The 18,449-nt window shown below is 67.7% G+C and carries 16 protein-coding genes; 9 read left to right on the top strand and 7 right to left on the bottom strand.

Annotated elements, in window-relative coordinates:
• Positions 1-406 precede the first annotated feature (406 nt).
• Positions 407-3,514: a transglycosylase domain-containing protein gene (locus DIE23_RS14055; protein WP_124612666.1), complete on the top strand. Its 3,108-nt coding sequence runs from the start codon at positions 407-409 to the stop codon at positions 3,512-3,514.
• Between the two features lie 34 nt (positions 3,515-3,548).
• Here the strand turns inward: DIE23_RS14055 and DIE23_RS14050 are convergent, their stop codons facing one another.
• Positions 3,549-3,896 (bottom strand): GFA family protein, encoded by a 348-nt coding sequence (locus DIE23_RS14050; protein WP_124612665.1) that lies wholly within the window; start codon positions 3,894-3,896, stop codon positions 3,549-3,551.
• A 155-nt stretch (positions 3,897-4,051) separates the two neighbouring features.
• On the opposite strand from DIE23_RS14050, the gene DIE23_RS14045 reads away from it, so the two are divergent.
• Positions 4,052-4,297: a DUF1272 domain-containing protein gene (locus DIE23_RS14045; protein WP_124612664.1), complete on the top strand. Its 246-nt coding sequence runs from the start codon at positions 4,052-4,054 to the stop codon at positions 4,295-4,297.
• Between the two features lie 16 nt (positions 4,298-4,313).
• Here the strand turns inward: DIE23_RS14045 and DIE23_RS14040 are convergent, their stop codons facing one another.
• Positions 4,314-5,018: a FadR/GntR family transcriptional regulator gene (locus DIE23_RS14040; protein WP_124612663.1), complete on the bottom strand. Its 705-nt coding sequence runs from the start codon at positions 5,016-5,018 to the stop codon at positions 4,314-4,316.
• A 127-nt stretch (positions 5,019-5,145) separates the two neighbouring features.
• Here DIE23_RS14040 and dgoD point away from each other — a divergent pair, with 127 nt between their 5' ends.
• Positions 5,146-6,294 (top strand): galactonate dehydratase, encoded by a 1,149-nt coding sequence (dgoD, locus tag DIE23_RS14035; protein WP_124612662.1) that lies wholly within the window; start codon positions 5,146-5,148, stop codon positions 6,292-6,294.
• 139 nt (positions 6,295-6,433) lie between these two features.
• Here the strand turns inward: dgoD and DIE23_RS14030 are convergent, their stop codons facing one another.
• On the bottom strand, positions 6,434-7,366 hold the full coding sequence (locus DIE23_RS14030) for a CopD family protein (protein WP_124612661.1): 933 nt from the start codon (positions 7,364-7,366) through the stop codon (positions 6,434-6,436).
• A gap of 378 nt (positions 7,367-7,744) precedes the next feature.
• On the opposite strand from DIE23_RS14030, the gene DIE23_RS14025 reads away from it, so the two are divergent.
• Genes DIE23_RS14025 through DIE23_RS14015 form a run of 3 tightly spaced genes read left to right on the top strand, consistent with a single transcriptional unit; the run spans position 7,745 to position 11,354 of the window.
• On the top strand, positions 7,745-8,509 hold the full coding sequence (locus DIE23_RS14025; protein WP_034176448.1) for a c-type cytochrome: 765 nt from the start codon (positions 7,745-7,747) through the stop codon (positions 8,507-8,509).
• 19 nt (positions 8,510-8,528) lie between these two features.
• Positions 8,529-9,878 carry a cytochrome c gene (locus DIE23_RS14020; RefSeq protein ID WP_124612660.1) on the top strand — a complete coding sequence of 450 codons (1,350 nt, stop codon included), beginning with the start codon at positions 8,529-8,531 and terminating at the stop codon, positions 9,876-9,878.
• 18 nt (positions 9,879-9,896) lie between these two features.
• Entirely contained in the window at positions 9,897-11,354 is a 1,458-nt protein-coding gene (locus DIE23_RS14015) for a DEAD/DEAH box helicase (protein ID WP_124612659.1), read from the top strand.
• Here the strand turns inward: DIE23_RS14015 and DIE23_RS14010 are convergent.
• From DIE23_RS14010 to DIE23_RS14000, 3 genes are all read right to left on the bottom strand, one after another.
• Positions 11,348-11,857, bottom strand: coding sequence for a hypothetical protein (locus tag DIE23_RS14010; protein WP_124612658.1), 510 nt, complete (start codon positions 11,855-11,857; stop codon positions 11,348-11,350). The two genes, DIE23_RS14015 and DIE23_RS14010, sit on opposite strands and share 7 nt — an antisense overlap.
• Before the next feature lie 67 nt (positions 11,858-11,924).
• Entirely contained in the window at positions 11,925-12,752 is an 828-nt protein-coding gene (locus tag DIE23_RS14005; RefSeq protein ID WP_124612657.1) for a ferritin-like domain-containing protein, read from the bottom strand.
• A 313-nt stretch (positions 12,753-13,065) separates the two neighbouring features.
• Positions 13,066-14,706, bottom strand: coding sequence for a gamma-glutamyltransferase family protein (locus DIE23_RS14000; RefSeq protein ID WP_124612656.1), 1,641 nt, complete (start codon positions 14,704-14,706; stop codon positions 13,066-13,068).
• 223 nt (positions 14,707-14,929) lie between these two features.
• Between DIE23_RS14000 and DIE23_RS13995 the strand changes: the two genes are divergently transcribed.
• Positions 14,930-15,709, top strand: a complete 780-nt coding sequence (locus tag DIE23_RS13995; RefSeq protein WP_124612655.1) for a DeoR/GlpR family DNA-binding transcription regulator — start codon at positions 14,930-14,932, stop codon at positions 15,707-15,709.
• 302 nt (positions 15,710-16,011) lie between these two features.
• A complete protein-coding gene (locus DIE23_RS13990; protein WP_044846784.1) occupies positions 16,012-16,209 on the top strand; it encodes a hypothetical protein in 198 nt (65 codons plus the stop codon).
• Positions 16,210-16,295: 86 nt separating this feature from the next.
• On the opposite strand, the gene DIE23_RS13985 is transcribed toward DIE23_RS13990, so the two are convergent.
• Positions 16,296-16,664 carry a hypothetical protein gene (locus DIE23_RS13985; protein WP_185646445.1) on the bottom strand — a complete coding sequence of 123 codons (369 nt, stop codon included), beginning with the start codon at positions 16,662-16,664 and terminating at the stop codon, positions 16,296-16,298.
• A 163-nt stretch (positions 16,665-16,827) separates the two neighbouring features.
• Between DIE23_RS13985 and glpD the strand changes: the two genes are divergently transcribed.
• Entirely contained in the window at positions 16,828-18,351 is a 1,524-nt protein-coding gene (gene glpD / locus DIE23_RS13980) for a glycerol-3-phosphate dehydrogenase (protein ID WP_124612654.1), read from the top strand.
• Positions 18,352-18,449 lie beyond the last annotated feature (98 nt).

Below are 18,449 nucleotides of genomic sequence, written 5' to 3'. Positions count from 1 at the left end.
AACCCCCTGCGAAAGCGAAAATGCGCCGCACATCCGGTGATCGCGCCTGCGACCGGTGCAGGCGGCTATTGCGCAAACTTGTAGCGCCGTCATGCGCCAGCCATGATTCTCCGAACGGGATCAGACCCGATTTGGCACGATACCACAGCGCACAAAGCCGGTGCATCGACGGCCCGGCCGCTCGCCGGGGCGGCCCGCCGGCGCTGCCGAGCGCGCGGAACGCGCAAACGATGCGTCACGGCGGCGCGTGCATCCCCAACGCAACGCCAGTGGTCGCGCATCGCGGGCACACGCGTTGCGTCGGCGCATCTCGGTAGTGAACGCCCTTGGCAGCCCGCTGCGGAGGACTACACTAATCCTTAATGAGAGGTGCGGCCGGAGCCCGCGCCTTCAGGGAGACGCCGCCATGAATCGGCCGCTGAATCGCATCCTGCCGCGCGTGACCGGTAGTGCATCGGTCTGGACGTGGATCAAGTGGTCCTTGCTGGCCGCGCTGGTGATCGCAATCGCGATCATTGCGCGACTCGTGATGACCGAGATCGCGACGTCGCGCCTGCAGGCGCACTATCTGTCCGAGCTCACCCGTGACGTCGGCTACACCGTCGAGGCGGGCGCAAGCGATCACATCCGCTTCCCCGCCAACGGGCCGTACGACCAGCGCCTCGGCTACTCGATGATTCCCGCGTTCCAGCAGCATCTGCTCGCGCGTGGCTTCGTCGTCGGCAAACAGGCGCGCGATTCGGAACGGATGCTGTCGCTCGCCGATCGCGGCCTGTTCCTACCTTACGACGAGAAAGACCAGGCCGGGCTGATGCTGTTCGACTCGACCGGCTCGCCGCTGTTCGCGACCGAGTTCCCGCAGCGCGTGTACGCCGACTTCGACACGGTGCCGCGCGTGGTCGCCGATTCGCTGCTGTTCATCGAGGATCGCTACCTGCTCGACGCGAACCAGCCGAACCGCAACCCGGCGATCGACTGGGGGCGCTTCAGCCGCGCACTCGCCGACCAGGCGCTGCACGTCGTCAACCGTCACCAGGCACGCCCGGGCGGCAGCACGCTCGCGACGCAGATCGAGAAGTTCCGCCATTCGCCCGACGGCCGCACCGCGACGCCGCCGGAGAAGCTGCGGCAGATCGCGTCCGCGTCGATCCTCGCGTACATGAACGGCCCGCAGACGATGCTCGCGCGCCGCTCGATCGTCGTGCGTTACCTGAACTCGGTGCCGCTCGCCGCGCGGCCGCATGTCGGTGAAATCACCGGCATCGGCGACGGTCTCGCCGCGTGGTACGGCCGCGACTTCAACGACGTGAACCGCATCCTGTCCGCGCCGACGACCGGCGACAACGTCGACGAACAGGGCAAGACGTTCCGCGAGGTGCTGTCGCTGATCATCGCGCAGCGCGCGCCGTCGTACTTCCTGAATCGCGGCTATCCGGCGCTGCAGAAACTGACCGACAGCTATCTGCGGCTCCTGTCGAACGGCGGCGTGATCTCGCCCGCGCTGCGCGATGCGGCGCTCGCCGCGCAGATCGAGCGCAGCGCGCCGCCGGCCGCCGCGCACGTGCAGTCGTTCGTGTTGCGCAAGGCCGTGTCGTCCGCACGCGCGTCGCTGCTGTCGGCACTCGGGATCAGCGACCTGTACCAGCTCGACCAGCTCGACCTGGAAGCCACCAGCACGCTCGACAACGGCGTGCAGCAGGCGGTCGCCGAACGGCTCGCGAAAGCGTCGACCCGCGACGGCGCGCAGGCCGCCGGCCTGTACGGCTTCGAGATGCTCGCGCCGAAGGACGACCCGTCGCATCTCACGTACAGCTTCACGCTGTACGAGCATCGCAACGGCGCGAACATGCTGCGCGTGCAGACCGACAGCGTGAACCAGCCGTTCGACGTGAACCGCGGCGGCCGCATCAACCTCGGCTCGACCGCGAAGCTGCGCACGCTGATCACCTACCTCCAGATCATCTCCGAGCTGCACGCGCGCTACGGCAATCTTTCGAACGCACAGCTCGCGCGGGTGAAGCCCGACCCGATCGACGGGCTGTCGCACTGGGCGCTCGACTACCTGTCGCACACGCGCGACCGTTCGCTGCAGGCGATGCTCGACGCGTCGGTCGAACGCAAGTACTCGGCGAGCCCCGACGTGTTCTACACGGGCGGCGGCGCGCAGGTGTTCTCGAACTTCGAGAAGTCGGACAACGGCCGCATCCTGACGCTGCACACGGCGTTCGAGCATTCGGTCAACCTCGTGTTCGTGCGGCTGATGCGCGACATCGTCCACTACGAGATGCTGAAGGCGGCCGGCCCGTCGTCGTCGTGGCTCGGCGATCCGGCGCAGCGCAAGCATTACCTCGAGCAGTTCGTCGACGGCGAAAGCCAGGTCTACGTGAAGCGCTACTACACGCGCTATGCGGGCAAGGCGCCCGACGACGCGCTCGCGCTGATGCTGCAGGACGTGCGCAAGTCGCCGCCGAAGATCGCGACGGTGCTGCGCAGCGTCGCGCCGAACGAATCGCTCGCGTGGTTCGATGCACGGATGCGCGCGCAGCTGAAGGGCACGCCGGCCGCGACGCTATCGGACGACGATCTCGCCGCGCTCTACGCGAAGTACGCGATCGACCGGTTCAACCTCAACGATCGCGGCTATATCGCGAGCGTCCACCCGCTCGCGCTGTGGACGCTCAACTACCTGCGCGCACACCCGAGCGCGTCGCTCGCCGACGTCCGCCGCGACAGCCGAGATGCGCGCTTTTACACGTACTCGTGGCTGTACAAGACGCGCTACCACGGGACCCAGGACCGGCGCATCCGCCGCATGGTCGAGCTGCGCGCGTACGCGGAAATCACGAAGGCGTGGCGCGCGCTCGGCTACCCGTTCGAGGAAGTCACGCCGTCGTACGCGGCCGCGATCGGCGCATCGGGCGACCAGCCCGACGCGCTCGCGAAACTGATCGGCCTGATCGCGACCGGCGGACAGAAGGCGCCGACCGAGACGATCACGCGACTCGACTTCGCGAAGGGCACGCCGTACGAAACGCGCTTCGTGCGCGCGGCCGCGCAGCCGCAGCCGACGCTGTCGCCGGAGATCGTCAACGTGGCGCGCACGCTGCTGCGCGACGTCGTGCTGAGCGGCACCGCGCGGCGCCTGGCGGGCGGCTTCACGCTGCCCGACGGCAAGACGCTCCAGGTATACGGCAAGACCGGGACGGGCGACCAGCGCTTCAATGTCTACGCGCGCGGCGCGCGGCTGATCGAGTCGCGCAAGGTCAATCGCAGCGGCACGTTCGTGTTCGTGCTCGGCGACCGCTTCTTCGGCGTGCTGACGGCGACCGCGCACGAGCCGTACGCGGCGCGCTACGACTTCACGAGCGCGATGGCCGTGCAGTTGCTGAAGTCGATGGCGCCGGCGCTCGCGCCACTGATCGAGCGCCCGATCGAGGCCGGCACGCGCACCACTGGCCCCGCGCCGCAGGCCGAAACGCCGGCGCCGGAGGCCGCGCCGGTCGAGCCGTCCTGACGGCGGCGCGTGCGCTCGCGCGACGACGCGCCGCTCAGTGCGAGCGGCCGTCGTAGTGCGTGACGGGCAGCGCGTCGATATCGACATCCTCGAGGCATCGCACGTTGATCGCGGCCATCGCGGTGCCGTTCGGATGGGTGCCCTCTCCGAACGTGTGAATCCCGCAGCGCTTGCAGAAGCGATGCCGGATCACGTGCTTGTTGAACATGTAGGTTGCGAGATTGTCGTCGGGCGTGAGGAGCGTCATGTGGTCGCGCGGCACGAACCACATCAGCGCGCCCTTGCGCCGGCAGATCGAGCAGTTGCAGGCCATCACGCCCTGCAGGTCGCCTACCGCCTCGAACTTCACGTCGCCGCAGTGACAGCTTCCGCGATAGAGCATGGTCGTCTCCCGGGGCGGCCCGTGCGCGTCGACGGCGTCCCGGCGGGACACCGTTGGCCGGGCCGACTCAAGCAGGTACAGTAGCGCGCACCCTCGTCGCGCGCAATGTGCGGCGACGCCCGTCCCGACCCGCTCCGACCACGAGGAAAACCGCCATGCTCGAACTGCGCCCCGGCTGCGAATGCTGCGACAAGGACCTGCCGCCCGATTCGGCGGATGCGCGCATTTGTACATTCGAGTGTACTTTCTGCGCGAGCTGCGCCGACAACGTGCTGAAGGGCCGTTGCCCGAACTGCGGCGGCGACCTGGTGGTGCGCCCGCGCCGGCCCGCGAGCCTGCTCGCGAAATATCCGGCGTCGACGCAGCGCGTGCTGAAGCCAGGCGGCTGCGCGAACCACTGACGGCCCGCCCGCCCCGTCACGACATCTCGATCCGCGCGCGCGTCACCGCGAGCAGCGACGCCATCGCGCGGCGCGCGCCGTCCTCGTCGCGCACGCGGATCGCGTCGCTGACGGCCACGTGCTCCGCGAGCGATGCGTTGTAGACCTCCGCCCGGCGTGCATTCAGGTGCAGTTGCGCCTCGAGCGTGCGATCGATCAGCGCGCCGAGCGGCACCAGCAGCTCGTTGCCGCCGGCCTCCAGCACGCTCAGGTGAAAGCGCAGGTCCGCGCGCACCCATTCGTCGACGTTGCGCGCGGCGGCCATCGCGCGCGCCGCGCCGTCGATCGCGTCGAACGCTTCGGGCGTATGTGCGCGCGCAGCCAGCGCGGCCGCGTGCGGCTCGATCATCTCGCGCATCTCCTGCAGCTTCAGCGCGAACGCGAGCGGCGGCGCGACGCGCGCGTACCAATCGAGCAGGTCAGCGTCGAGCAGGTTCCACGCGCGGCGCGGCCGCACCCGCGTGCCGACCTTCGGCCGCGATTCGACCAGCCCCTTCGACGTCAGCGTGCGCAGCGCCTCGCGCATCACGGTGCGGCTCACGCCGTACATCTCCATCAGGTCGGGTTCCCGCGGCAGCAGCGATTCGGGCGGATAGTCGCCGCGCAGGATCGCCGTCGCGAGCCGGAAGGCCGTCTGTCCATGCAGGTCGCGTTGAATGATCGTTCTCCGTTGGGCGGGCAACGCCGCGGCTGCCCACTATCTGCACAATAGTGCTATTAATACTATTTTTTAGCGGGCTACGCTAGGATAATCGTCACGTACTCGACCGGCGCCGCGTCCGCGCCGGTCAACCCTGGAGACTCGCGCCATGAAAATTACCCGCCTCGAAACCTTCGTCGTCCCGCCGCGCTGGCTGTTCCTCAAGATCGAAACCGACGAAGGAATCGTCGGCTGGGGCGAACCGATCGTCGAAGGCCGCGCGCACACCGTCGAGGCCGCAGTGCAGGAACTCGCCGACTACCTGGTCGGCCGCGACCCGCTGCTGATCGAGGATCACTGGCAGGTCATGTACCGCGCCGGCTTCTATCGCGGCGGCCCGATCATGATGAGCGCGATCGCGGGCGTCGACCAGGCGCTGTGGGACATCAAGGGCAAGCATCACGGCGTGCCCGTGCATGCGCTGCTCGGCGGCCAGGTGCGCGACCGCATCAAGGTGTATTCGTGGATCGGCGGCGACCGGCCGAGCGACGTCGCGAACAACGCGCGCGCGGTGGTCGAGCGCGGCTTCAAGGCCGTGAAGATGAACGGCTCCGAGGAGTTGCAGATCGTCGACACCCACGACAAGGTCGAGCAGGTGATCGCGAACGTCGCGGCGGTGCGCGACGCGGTCGGCCCGCACGTCGGGATCGGCGTCGACTTCCACGGCCGCGTGCACAAGCCGATGGCGAAAGTGCTCGCGAAGGAGCTCGATCCGTACAAGCTGATGTTCATCGAGGAGCCGGTGCTGTCGGAGAACGCCGAGGCGCTGCGCGACATCGTCAACCAGACCAACACGCCGATCGCGCTCGGCGAGCGGCTCTACTCGCGCTGGGACTTCAAGCACATTCTCGCCGGCGGCTACGTCGACATCATCCAGCCCGATGCGTCGCACGCGGGCGGCATCACCGAATGCCGCAAGATCGCGACGCTCGCGGAAAGCTACGACGTCGCGCTCGCGCTGCACTGCCCGCTCGGCCCGATCGCGCTGGCCGCGTGCCTGCAGCTCGATGCGGTCAGCTACAACGCGTTCATCCAGGAACAGAGCCTCGGCATCCATTACAACCAGGGCAACGACCTGCTCGACTACCTGCGCAACCCCGAGGTGTTCCGCTACGAAGACGGCTTCGTCGCGATCCCGCAGGGCCCGGGGCTCGGCATCGACGTCAACGAGGAGAAGGTGCGCGAGATGGCGAAGACCGGCCACCGCTGGCGCAACCCAGTGTGGCGCCACGCGGACGGCAGCGTCGCCGAGTGGTGATGCAGCGCTGAGATGACGTGCATTGCGCGGCGGGCATGCCGCGCATCGTCTTCGAGACGGCCGCCCGACAGGCGGCCGTTCTTGCATCTGCAATACGCGGCGCGCGGACGCCCTGCCCTGCGCCGCGCCGGCCCGGCCGTCAGCCGAGCGCCGCGAACCCCGGCACGCAGGACGCCAGCACCGCGGCCGCGACGAACACGCCGATCATCGTCAGCGCCTCGAGATGCAGGATGTTGCGGAACGTGTGCGCGTCCTCGGTCGACGCGGTACGGCGCAGGCGCGGCAGCGCCGAGAAGCGGTTCAGCCCGCCGAGCACGAGCGCGAGCGCGACGAGCAGCAGCTTGAGCAGCAGCACGCGCCCCCACGTGCTGCCGTCGAGCGGCGCGAGCGAGCCGCCGAGCCCGCGCAGCGCATTGAGCACGCCCGTGCCGAGCACGAAGACGACCGCGATCACCGACGTACGCGACAGGTGCTGGCCTATCCGGATCAGCGCGCCGCGCGCGACCGACGAGCCGAGCACCGGCAGCACCGCGAGCCCGCCCGCGAGCACGAGGCCACCCCACACCGCGGTGGCGAGCAGGTGCAGCGTCTGCACGCCGACCGCCGCGGACAGCGCGCCCGTGTCGGCCGCATGACCGAGCGACGCCTTGCCGGCCGCGACCACGATCACCGCGAGCCACAGCACCGCGTGCGCGAGCGGGCCGTCCGGCTTCGCCAGCGCGACGATCGCGAGCACCACGGCGCCGGCGAACGCGACGCTCCACGCGAAGCCCGCGTGCGTCTGCGTGAGCATGACGGGAATCGCGGCGAACGCGCCGCCGAGCCCCGCGCCGCTCATCGACGCGGCTTCGTACACCAGCCAGCCTAGATCGGCGAGCACGAGCGCCAGCGCCGCCGCGACCAGCGAATGTTGCGCGCGCAGCCAGGCAGGATGCGACGGTGCGACGACCGGCCGTGCACCATCCTTGCCGAGCCACGCCTTGAGCAGCGCCGAGCCGACCGCCATTGCGAACGTCGCGTCCATCAACGCCGCCAGCGCGACCTGCCCGATCCACAAGCTGTCGATCCTCATCGCGCGCGCCCTCCCGGGAACGGTCGGCCGGCGGTGCGGCGGCAAGTGGAACGACAACGGGAAGACGGCAACGGCACGGTAAGGAACGTCATCGATGAATCCGGAAACGGGAGAAATGACTGGATCTGCGGCGGAGGCGGCGCCGCGCGACCCGCGAGTGTACGGTCTTCGATGGTGAAAACGCACGCCAGTTCACATTGCGGCGGTGCAATGCGCGTCAAATTGTCGCAAGTCGCAAACAGACAGGAACCGCTGTCCTTTTGCCAAATAGCCGTCATTACCCATCGATGATAGAATGCCGCGTCGCAGCAGCCCGGCTGTCCTGCCGTCCATGCGCCGAGCCGATCGTAGCCCGGACAAGGTCCCCGACGAATAATCATGGAGTCTCGTGTGTCTTCAAGACGCCTCTTCCGTCCGCTGCTCGCCGTTCTGTTGATCGGCGGCGCGGGCCTTACGAGCGCTGCTCAAGCGCAGACCAAGCCCACGGAGCAAGCGCACGCCCAGCAGGCGCCGCTCAAGGCACCCGATACGATGGCCGAGCGCGTGCGCGGCTGTACCGCATGTCACGGCGTTCACGGCCAGGGCACGGACAACGACTATTTCCCGCGTCTTGCCGGCAAGCCGGCGGAGTACCTGTACAACCAGCTCGTCAACTTCCGTGACGGCCGGCGCAAGTACCCGCCGATGAACTATCTGCTGACGTACCTGAACGACGATTACCTGAAAGAGATCGCCGAGCACTTCTCGGCCGAGCGCCCGCCGTACCCGACGCCGGCCAAGCCGACGCTGCCGGCTGCCACGCTCGCGCGCGGCAAGCAACTCGTCACGCAAGGCGATCCGTCGCGCAAGCTGCCGGCCTGCGTGGCCTGCCACGGCGCAGGGCTGACCGGCATGCAGCCGGCGATCCCGGGCCTCGTCGGCCTGCACGCCGATTACCTGAGCGCACAGCTCGGCGCATGGCGTTCGGGCAACCGCCACGCGAAGGCACCGGATTGCATGCACGACATCGCGTCGAAGCTGTCGGACGAAGACGTGACGGCCGTGACCGCATGGCTCGCCGCACAACCGGCGCCCGCCAACCCCGTGCCGGCCCCGGCGCGTTCGATGAAGACTCCGCTCGCCTGCGGCAGCGAACCGCAATAAGGCAAGGGAGACAGACACAATGAAACGCAAGTCCCTGTTTGCACTCTCGGCTGTCGCGATCGTCGCGGCTGCCGCCCTCGTGCCGGTCCTGTGGCCGGGCAACGACACGCTGCACGGCGCTGCCGCCGTCGCGGCCACGCCGGCCGACCAGGCCGCGCTGATCAAGAAGGGCGAATACCTCGCGCGCGTCGGCGACTGTATCGCGTGCCACACCGTGCGCGGCGGCAAGTCGTTCGCGGGCGGCCTGCCGATGGCGACGCCGTTCGGCACGATGTACACGCCGAACATCACGCCGGACGACAAGGACGGCATCGGCAAGTGGACGTCGGACGACTTCTATCGCGCGATGCACACCGGCCGTTCGAAGGACGGCAGCCTGCTCTATCCGGGCTTCCCGTTCGCGAGCTACACGAAGGTCACGCGCGCCGACTCGGACGCGATCTACGCGTACCTGCGTTCGGTCCCGCCGGTCTCGGTGCCGAGCCGTCCGCACGAACTGAAGTTCCCGTTCAACAACCGCAACCTGCTGATCGGCTGGCGCACGCTGTTCTTCAAGGAAGGCGAGTACAAGCCGGATCCGACCAAGTCGGTCGAATGGAACCGCGGCGCGTACCTCGTCGAAGGCCTCGGCCACTGCTCGATGTGCCACACGTCGATCAACATGATGGGCGGCCCGGTGAGCTCGGCAGCCTTCGCGGGCGGCCTGATCCCGCTGCAGAACTGGTATGCGCCGTCGCTGACGAACGACAAGGAACTCGGCCTCGGCGACTGGCACGTGCAGGAGCTGTCGAATCTGCTGCAGGCCGGCGTGTCGAACAAGGGCGCGGTGTTCGGCCCGATGGCCGACGTCGTGCACAACAGCCTGCAGTACATGAGCGACGAAGATACGCGCGCCATGTCGACGTACCTGAAGTCGATTCCGCAGAAGGCTGAAGCACCGAAGAACATGCAGTACGAGCCGTCGAAGCAATTCGGCAACACGCTGTTCGACCAGGGCAAGAAGATCTACGCGGACAACTGCGCGACGTGCCATGCCGAAACCGGCTCGGGCAAGCCGCCGGCGTATCCGCCGCTCGCGGGCAACCATTCGATCGTGATGGAATCGGCAGTCAACCCGATCCGCATGGTGCTGAATGGCGGCTATCCGCCGAGCACGTTCAAGAATCCGCGTCCGTACGGGATGCCGCCGTTCGCACAGTCGCTGTCGAACCAGGAAGTCGCGGCAGTCGTCACGTATATCCGGATGTCGTGGGGCAACAACGGTACGCCGATCTCGCCGCAACAGGTGAGCGACCTGCGTTCCGCGCCCCTTTGCTTTTTTTGCGACGCTGTTCCCCGCGCGGGCCGCGCGAGGCGTCGCCGATCATAAAACTCAAGAGTGGTATCTATGTCTTTCGAATCTCTCGGCTTGGCCGAACCGCTCGTCAAGGCGGTCAACGAGCTCGGCTACACGTCGCCGACGCCCATCCAGCAACAGGCGATCCCTGCCGTCCTCGGCGGCGGCGACCTGCTCGCCGGCGCACAGACCGGCACCGGCAAGACCGCCGGCTTCACGCTGCCGATCCTGCAGCGCCTGCACACGTTCTACGCCGAGCATCGCGGCGCGAAGCGCGCGGTGCGCGCGCTGATCCTGACGCCGACGCGCGAACTCGCCGCACAGGTCGAGGAAAGCGTGCGCGCGTACAGCAAGTACCTGAAGCTGCGCTCGACCGTGATGTTCGGCGGCGTCAGCATCAATCCGCAGATCGATGCGCTCAAGCGCGGCGTCGACATCGTCGTCGCGACGCCGGGCCGTCTGCTCGACCACATGCAGCAGAAGACGATCGACCTGTCGGATCTCGACATCCTCGTGCTCGACGAAGCCGACCGGATGCTCGACATGGGCTTCATCCACGACATCAAGCGCGTGCTCGCGAAGCTGCCGCCGCAGCGCCAGAACCTGCTGTTCTCGGCCACCTTCTCCGACGAGATCAAGTCGCTCGCCGACAGCCTGCTCGATTCGCCGGCGCTGATCGAAGTCGCGCGCCGCAACACGACCGCCGAAAGCGTCGCGCAGAAGATCCACCCGGTCGACCGCGATCGCAAGCGCGAACTGCTCACGCACCTGATCCGCGAACACAACTGGTTCCAGGTGCTCGTGTTCACACGCACCAAGCACGGCGCGAACCGGCTCGCCGAGCAGCTGACGAAGGACGGCATCAGCGCGATGGCGATCCACGGCAACAAGAGCCAGTCGGCCCGCACGCGCGCGCTCGCGGAATTCAAGAACAGCACGCTGCAGGTGCTGGTCGCGACCGACATCGCCGCACGCGGGATCGACATCGACCAGTTGCCGCACGTCGTCAACTTCGACCTGCCGAACGTGCCGGAAGATTACGTGCACCGGATCGGCCGCACGGGCCGCGCGGGCGCGACCGGCGAAGCCGTGTCGCTCGTGTGCGTCGACGAGAAGCAGTTGCTGCGCGACATCGAGCGGCTGATCAAGCGCGAGATTCCGCAGGAAGTGATCGCGGGCTTCGAACCCGATCCGAACGCGAAGCCGGAGCCGATCCAGCAACGCCGCGGGCAGCAGCCGCGCGGCGGCAACGGTGGCGGCGGTGGCGGCGGTGGCGGCGGCAATCGCCAGCCGCGTGCAGGTGGCTCCGGCCAGCCGGCCGCGAAGCGCGACGGCAATGCGCAACCGAAGGCCGCGAAGGCGGCCAAGCCGCGCGCGGCTGGCGGCGCGACCGGCAACGCCAGCGGCGGCGGTCGCCCGTCAGGCGGCAACGGCGCGCGTCCCGCGAACGGCAATGCCGCGCACGCGAACCGCAATCGTTCGTCGCGCAGCGGCCAGCGCGGTCACTGAAGCCGCGCGGCCGCGCGCCGCAGGTGCTCGACCTGGCGCTGCCAGCGCGCGAGCACCTCGGCGCGCGCCTCCCCTTCCAGCGCAAACGTGACACCTGTCGCGAGACGCGCATAGCCGACCCGCTGCGCATCGCCGTGCGTGATCGTCGCAGCGAACCCGGCCAGTCCGCCGAAGTCCCCTTCGAGCGGCTCGATCCTCAGTTGTGCCTGAAAGAATGCGCCATCCGCGACGAGCGTCAACGCGGCCGCGCGCCGTTGCGCCAGCGCGCGCGCCGCGCGCGATTGCGGCCATAGCGCGAGCAGCAGCGTGTGCGCGTCGCGCGCATGGATCTCGCCGACGCTGAGCAACGTCGTGCGCAACTGGCCGTCGTCGGTCGCGACGATCAGCGATGCGGCGAAGTCGGCATGGCATTCGAGCGCGGTGCCGTCGAACAACGAAACGACGGCCGGCGGCCACGCGTCGAACGTCCATTGTTCGAGCGCGTGGCGATGGGAATCGGTCATGATGGCGGGCCCGGTGTAAAGCAGACGATATGGCGCAGCATAGCGCGCCAAGGCCGCGCGGTGACGGTCAGCGCATGAATACGTGCCGCGTGATCTTCGTCAGCGGATAGTGGACGCTCGGCTGGATCTTCGCGGGCAGGTCGAGCGGCTTGAGCAGCATCTTCACGCACATGTCGGCCGACAGGTTGCGCCGGACGAGCGAGCTGATGCGCGCGGCACGCTCGCGGTTGTATTGACTGTCGCCGATGCGATCAGGATAGCGAATCGCGAACACGTGGCGCAGCGCGATCTCGGAATCCTCGTTCTTGATTTCCATCACGCGGCGCATCAGCGCGCCGAGCACCGCGAGCCGGCCGTTGCCTTCGAGCTTGTTGTACTTCTTGAAGAACTTGAAGAAGTGCTTGTAGTGACGCACTTCGTCCGAGCGGATGTTGTCGGTAATTTCCTTCAGCACCGGCTCGTCCGAACATTCGTTGATCGCACGATAGAGCGTGGCCGTGCCCGTCTCGACGACGCAGCGCGCGACCATCTCGAGCGCGCGGGTCTTCTCGAACGCATCGACCGAGCAGGTCTTCGAATACTCGGCGAAGAAATTCGCGAACGCGGTATCCCAGTCGAACTCGGGCCACACGTGCGCGATGTACGCCTTCAGCGCGCGCCCGTGCTGCAGTTCCTCGTGCTCCCATGCATTGTTGAGCCACGCGGAGACTTCCGGATCGTCGTTGAAGAACTCGCTCAGGTTGCTCGTGTAGAGATCCGAGCCGCTTTCGATGAACGACGACGCGCACAGCAACAGCAGCAGATCCTCGTTCGCGGCGGCGCGCTGACGATCGATCCGGTTCAGGTCGATGTCCTCGATACGCCACGGCATGACATGCGTCGTTTCAGTAGGCATGGTGGTGCGCTCCCAGTCGTCGCGCGGCCGTCCGGCCAATGCGTTCGGCACGGGCCCGGCGCGCCCGCAGGCGACTTTTTGCTTGCATTTATTAGTGGATTGGTCCGGCCGAACCATGCTGGCATCTTAGCCGGACTTTTATGTTCGTGCTTCAAGCACTGACCATGCCTGACAGTCGCAGTTCCATTGCGCATGTTGCGGTTCGTTAGATGAGTTGTTCGAACCGGTTGCGCGCGTTCGATGGTATGCGCCGCATCAAACGAAACGGGCGGCCATTCGGCCGCCCGTCGAGCGCAAGACTGGAAGCGTTCCGTCAGAAACCGGCAGCCAGACCGTCGCGCCGGCTGTCGCTCGCGGCGACGTAGCCGCGCTCGGGATCGTCGCGATCGAGGCGCCACACGAACTGCCCCGAGCCGAAATCCATGTAGGGATCGTCGATCGACTTGATCGTATGGCCGCGCGCGGCGAGCCCATCGACCGTCTCGCGCTTCATCGTCGACTCGACGTCGAGCGTGAAGTCGCGATTGACCTTCCAGCGCGGCGCGTCGCACGCGGCCTGCGGCTGCTGCCCGTAGCCGAGCATCCGCACGACGGTCTGCAGGTGGCCCTGCGGCTGCATGTCGCCACCCATCACGCCGAAGCTCATCACGGCCTCGGTGCGGTCGTCGACTTCCTCGGTGACGAACGCGGGGATGATCGTATGGAACGGCCGCTTGCCGCCCGCGACGACGTTCGGCGACGCCGGGTCCATCGAGAAGCCGTGCCCGCGGTTCTGCAATGCGATGCCCGTACCGGGTACGACGAGCCCCGATCCGAAGCCCATGTAGTTCGACTGAATGAAGCTCACCATCATCCCGCGCTCGTCCGCCGCCGACAGGTAGATCGTGCCGCCCGAATGCGGCCGGCCGGCAGCGAAGTGCGTCGCGCGCGTGCGATCGATCAGCTTCGCGCGTTCCGCGAGATACGCGTCGTCGAGCATCCGCGCGGGCGTCACGTCCATCGCGCGCGGATCGGCGACGTAGCGATAGACGTCCGCGAACGCGAGCTTCATCGCCTCGATCTGCAGGTGCTGCGAGTCGACCGAATCGACGGGCCATTCGGTCAGGCCCGCATGCTCGGCGATCCCGAGCGCGATCAGCGCCGCGATGCCCTGCCCGTTCGGCGGGATCTCGTGAATCGTGTGGCGGCCGAAGCGCTTGCCGATCGGCTCGACCCATTCCGGCCGGTACGCACGCAAGTCGGCTTCGGTCAGCGCGCCGCCGCCTTCGCGCGCGAACGCCGCGATCCGCGCGGCGAGCGCGCCCTCGTAGAACGCACGCGGGCCGTCCTTCGCGAGCGTGCGCAGCGTCTGCGCGTGGCCCGGCAGGCACATGCGTTCGCCGACACGCGGCGCGCGCCCGCGCGGCATGAAGGTATCGGCGAAGCCCGGCAACCCCTGCAGTTCGGGCACCGCGGCCGCCCACTTGTGCGCGACGATCGGCGGTACCGAATAGCCGCGCTCGGCGATCTCGATCGCCGGCTCGAGCAGGTCCGCGAACGGCAGCGACCCGAACTTCGCATGCAGCGCTTCCCAGCCCGCGATCACGCCCGGCACCGTGACGGTGTCCCAGCCGCGCGTCGGCTTGTTCGCGATACCGTGCGCATCCTCGCCGTGGCGCTTGCGGAAATAGTCAGGATTCCACGCGGCCGGTGCGACACCCGACGCATTCAACCCGGACAGCCGCCCGCCGTCCCACACGAGCGCGAACGCATCGCCGCCGAGCCCGCACGACACGGGCTCGACCACCGTGATCGCGGCCGCGGCGGCCAGCGCCGCATCGACGGCATTGCCGCCCTTCCACAGCATCCGCAGCCCGGCCTGCGCGGCGAGCGGATGCGACGTCGACACGACGTTGCGCGCGAACACCGGAATGCGGGTCGTCGGATACGGGTTGTGCCAGTTGAAGCCAGTCATCGGTTCGACCTCGTCGAAAGCTGAATGAACGCGCCGGACGCACGACTGGCGTGCGCGGACAGTCCGCCATTGCAGCGCGATCCGCGCGATCGCACAAATTCATTTGTCACATGAATCCATGCTCTTTCCGCATGAATTCCGGGCAGTGATACGCCGGAGGCCGGTCGAACGCCCTTCCCGCCCTTACAATACCCGCTCCGCCTCACGACCTGACCGCCGAGCCATGACCCGAGATCCCCGCCTCACCCTCAACGCGCGTCAGCAGGAACTGCTCGAATGGGTGCAGCGCGACGGCTTCGTGACCGTCGACGATCTCGCCGCGCACTTCGCGGTCACGCCGCAGACGATCCGCCGCGACGTGAACTGGCTCGCCGACCTGAACCTGCTGCGCCGCTACCACGGCGGCGCGAGCCTGCCGACCAGTTCGGAGAACGTGTCGTACACCGCGCGCCAGCGGATGTTCCACGACGAGAAGCGGCGCATCGCTGCGCTCGCCGCGTCGCACATCCCCGACCAGGCATCGCTGTTCATCAACCTCGGCACCACGACCGAGGAAGTTGCGCGCGCACTGAACCGCCATCACGGGCTGCACGTGATCACGAACAACCTGAACGTCGCGTCGATGATGAGCGGCTACCCCGACTGCGAGGTGCTGATCACGGGCGGCATCGTGCGGCCGTGGGACAAGGGCATCGTCGGCGAACTCGCGATCGACTTCATCCGCCAGTTCAAGGTCGACTACGCGATCATCGGCACGTCCGCGATCGAGGCCGACGGCACGCTGCGCGACTTCGACACGCGCGAGGTGCGCGTGGCCGAGGCGATCATGCAGCATGCGCGCACGGTCTACCTCGTCGCCGATCATTCCAAGGTCGGCCGCCCGGCGCTGGTGCGCCAGGGCCACCTGAGCCAGGTCCATGCGCTCTTCACCGACAAGCCGCTGCCGCCGGAGATGGCCGACGCGGTGGCGAACGCGGGCACCCAGGTGTACGTCCCGGAATGACGCTTGCGATGCTGCACCGCACCTGAAACTTCAAGTGAAATCAAGAAGTTGGCGCGGCGACCGAACCGCTTGCGGCACGCGGGCCTGTCAAACTGAAAATTAACGGGGCACGATTTGTCGTTGCCCGCGCGCTCGACTAGACTCCAGTTCCCCGGCCCGTTCGCCCGATCCGCCTGTGCCAAGGCGTGTGCGAATCCCAAGGCCGGCGAATACAGCTTTCCCCCCAAGCCATACCCTGCGGGGTATCGCGCACCGGCGTTTGCGCCGGCGGCGCGGGCAAACCGATTGCCATGGAGAGAACGATGCTGAGTCCGCATGAATTCGCCACGCTACTGCTTGTGAAGGATGCCCCCGATCACGGCGACATGGATCGCGATGAACTCGACGCGCTGCTCGAACAGCAGCTCGTGCGGCTGGAAGGGCTGGGATCGGGACGCAAATACTGCGTGACCGAAACCGGCGACGCCGCGTTGCGATCCATCAAATGCCGCTATTCCTGAAGTCCCGCTGTTCCTGACCTGAGCGCGGCGGCCGGATTTCCGGTCGCCGCTTTTCCCGTTTTCCCGCCTCCCGCAGCGTTCCGGCGTCAGCCGCCGCGCAGCGTCGGATCGACCGCGGCCCGCCAGCTGACGGCCTGCGCGCGTGCGCCGTTGAAATACGCGACCCATCCGGCCCGCCCCGCCGCGTCGGGCGCCGCATAGTGCGCCGAAAGTTCGTTTACGAACGCGCAATAGTTCGCCTGCGTCAGCCCGCGATACCGTTTCGCCACATACGCGTCGTACAGCGTCGAATAGACCGGCTGCGCGTCCGCGCCCCAGTCGTGCGCGGTGCCGCCGCACGACGTCTGCAGGTCGACGAACGACGGCGCCCGCCAGTTGCCGGCAAGCGGCGGCGTGCCGGCGCCGCACGCTGCCAGCACGACGGCGCACGCGCCGGCCCACATCCCAATACGCATGATTCACCTCGCGAAGCGGTCGATTCCGCCAGTATCGTCCGGGATCGCGCCACGCGCTACTGGCCCCGCTTATTCGAACTTTACTTTTTCGATTTCGTTCGTTAAATTTCGAATTCGAACATTTCATGTTCGTCCATTTCCATCAGACGATAAGGACAGCAGGGTGACCCAACCGAATCGCTACGATCTGCTCGTCGTCGGCGGCGGCATCAACGGCGCGGGCATCGCGCGCGATGCGGCCGGCCGCGGCCTGTCGGTCCTGCTTTGCGAGCAGGACGACCTCGCGTCGCACACGTCGTCGTCCAGCACGAAGCTGATTCACGGCGGCCTGCGCTACCTCGAATACAACGAATTCGGACTCGTCCGCAAAGCGCTGCAGGAGCGTGAGACGCTGCTGCGCGCGGCGCCGCACATCATGTGGCCGCTGCGCTTCGTGATGCCGCACATGCCGAACCTGCGGCCGGCCTGGCTGATCCGCATCGGCCTGTTCCTCTACGATCACCTCGCGAAGCGCGAACTGTTGCCCGGCTCGCGCGGCATCGACATGCGCCGCCATGCGGCCGGCGCGCCGCTGATCGACTCGATCAAGCGCGGCTTCGTGTATTCGGACGGCTGGGTCGACGACGCGCGCCTCGTCGTGCTGAACGCGCTCGATGCGAAGGAGCGCGGCGCGGAGATCCTCACCCGCACCAAGCTCGTATCCGCCGAACGCCACGGCGACGAATGGGAAGCGCGGCTGCAGCACGCGGACGGCTCGATCCGCGTCGTGCATGCGCGCGCGGTCGCGAACGCGGCCGGCCCGTGGGTCGGCGAAGTACTGCACGGCGCGCTCGGTCGCGGCGCGCAGCACAGCGTGCGGCTCGTGAAGGGCAGCCACATCATCACGCGGCGCCTGTTCGACCACGACCACGCCTACATCTTCCAGAACCCGGACAAGCGGATCATCTTCGCGATTCCGTACGAGCACGACTTCACGCTGATCGGCACGACCGACGTCGAATACACGAACGATCCCGCGAAGGTCGCGATCGATCGCGACGAGACGCAGTATCTGTGCGATTCGATCAACCGCTACTTCAAGCGCAAGATCTCGCCGGCCGACGTGCACTGGACCTATTCGGGCGTGCGCCCGCTGCTCGAGGACGAAAACGCGGCGAACGCGTCGGCCGTCACGCGCGACTACCGCCTCGAGATGGACGACGGCGCCGGCGCACCGCTGCTGTCGGTGTTCGGCGGCAAGATCACGACGTTCCGCAAGCTCGCCGAAGAAGCAGCCGACCTGCTGTGCGGTGCGCTCGGCCGCGACGCGAAGACCTGGACGGCCGGCGCGCCGCTGCCGGGCGGCGACATCGCGAACGCGAAGTTCGACGTGTTCGCCGACGCGTTCGCGAAACGCCATCCGTGGCTGCCCGCCGCGCTTGCACGCCGCTATGCGCGTGCGTACGGCACGCGCGCGGAGCGCGTGGTCGACGGCGCGACGTCCCTCGCCGACCTCGGCAGCGAGATCGCACCGGGCATCCACGACGCCGAACTGCGCTACCTGCGCGACGTCGAATGGGCGACCTGCGCGCAGGACGTGCTGTGGCGCCGCTCGAAGCTCGGCCTGCACGTCGCGCCGGGCACGCTCGACGCGGTGACCGCCGCGGTCGACGCGTGGTTCGCCGCCGCGCACGCGCCGCACGCATGACCGGTTTGCAGTTGCAGTTGTCTGACCGACGTTGATTCACCGACGCGCCGCGTAACATGCGGCGCGCATCACAACTACGCCAATCCACGGATGGAGAT

The sequence above is a fragment of the Burkholderia sp. Bp9143 genome (assembly GCF_003853645.1).
Taxonomy (GTDB): Bacteria; Pseudomonadota; Gammaproteobacteria; order Burkholderiales; family Burkholderiaceae; genus Burkholderia.
The sequence above is the reverse complement of the archived record's forward strand: the minus strand, read 5'-3'. Positions and strand labels throughout refer to the sequence as shown.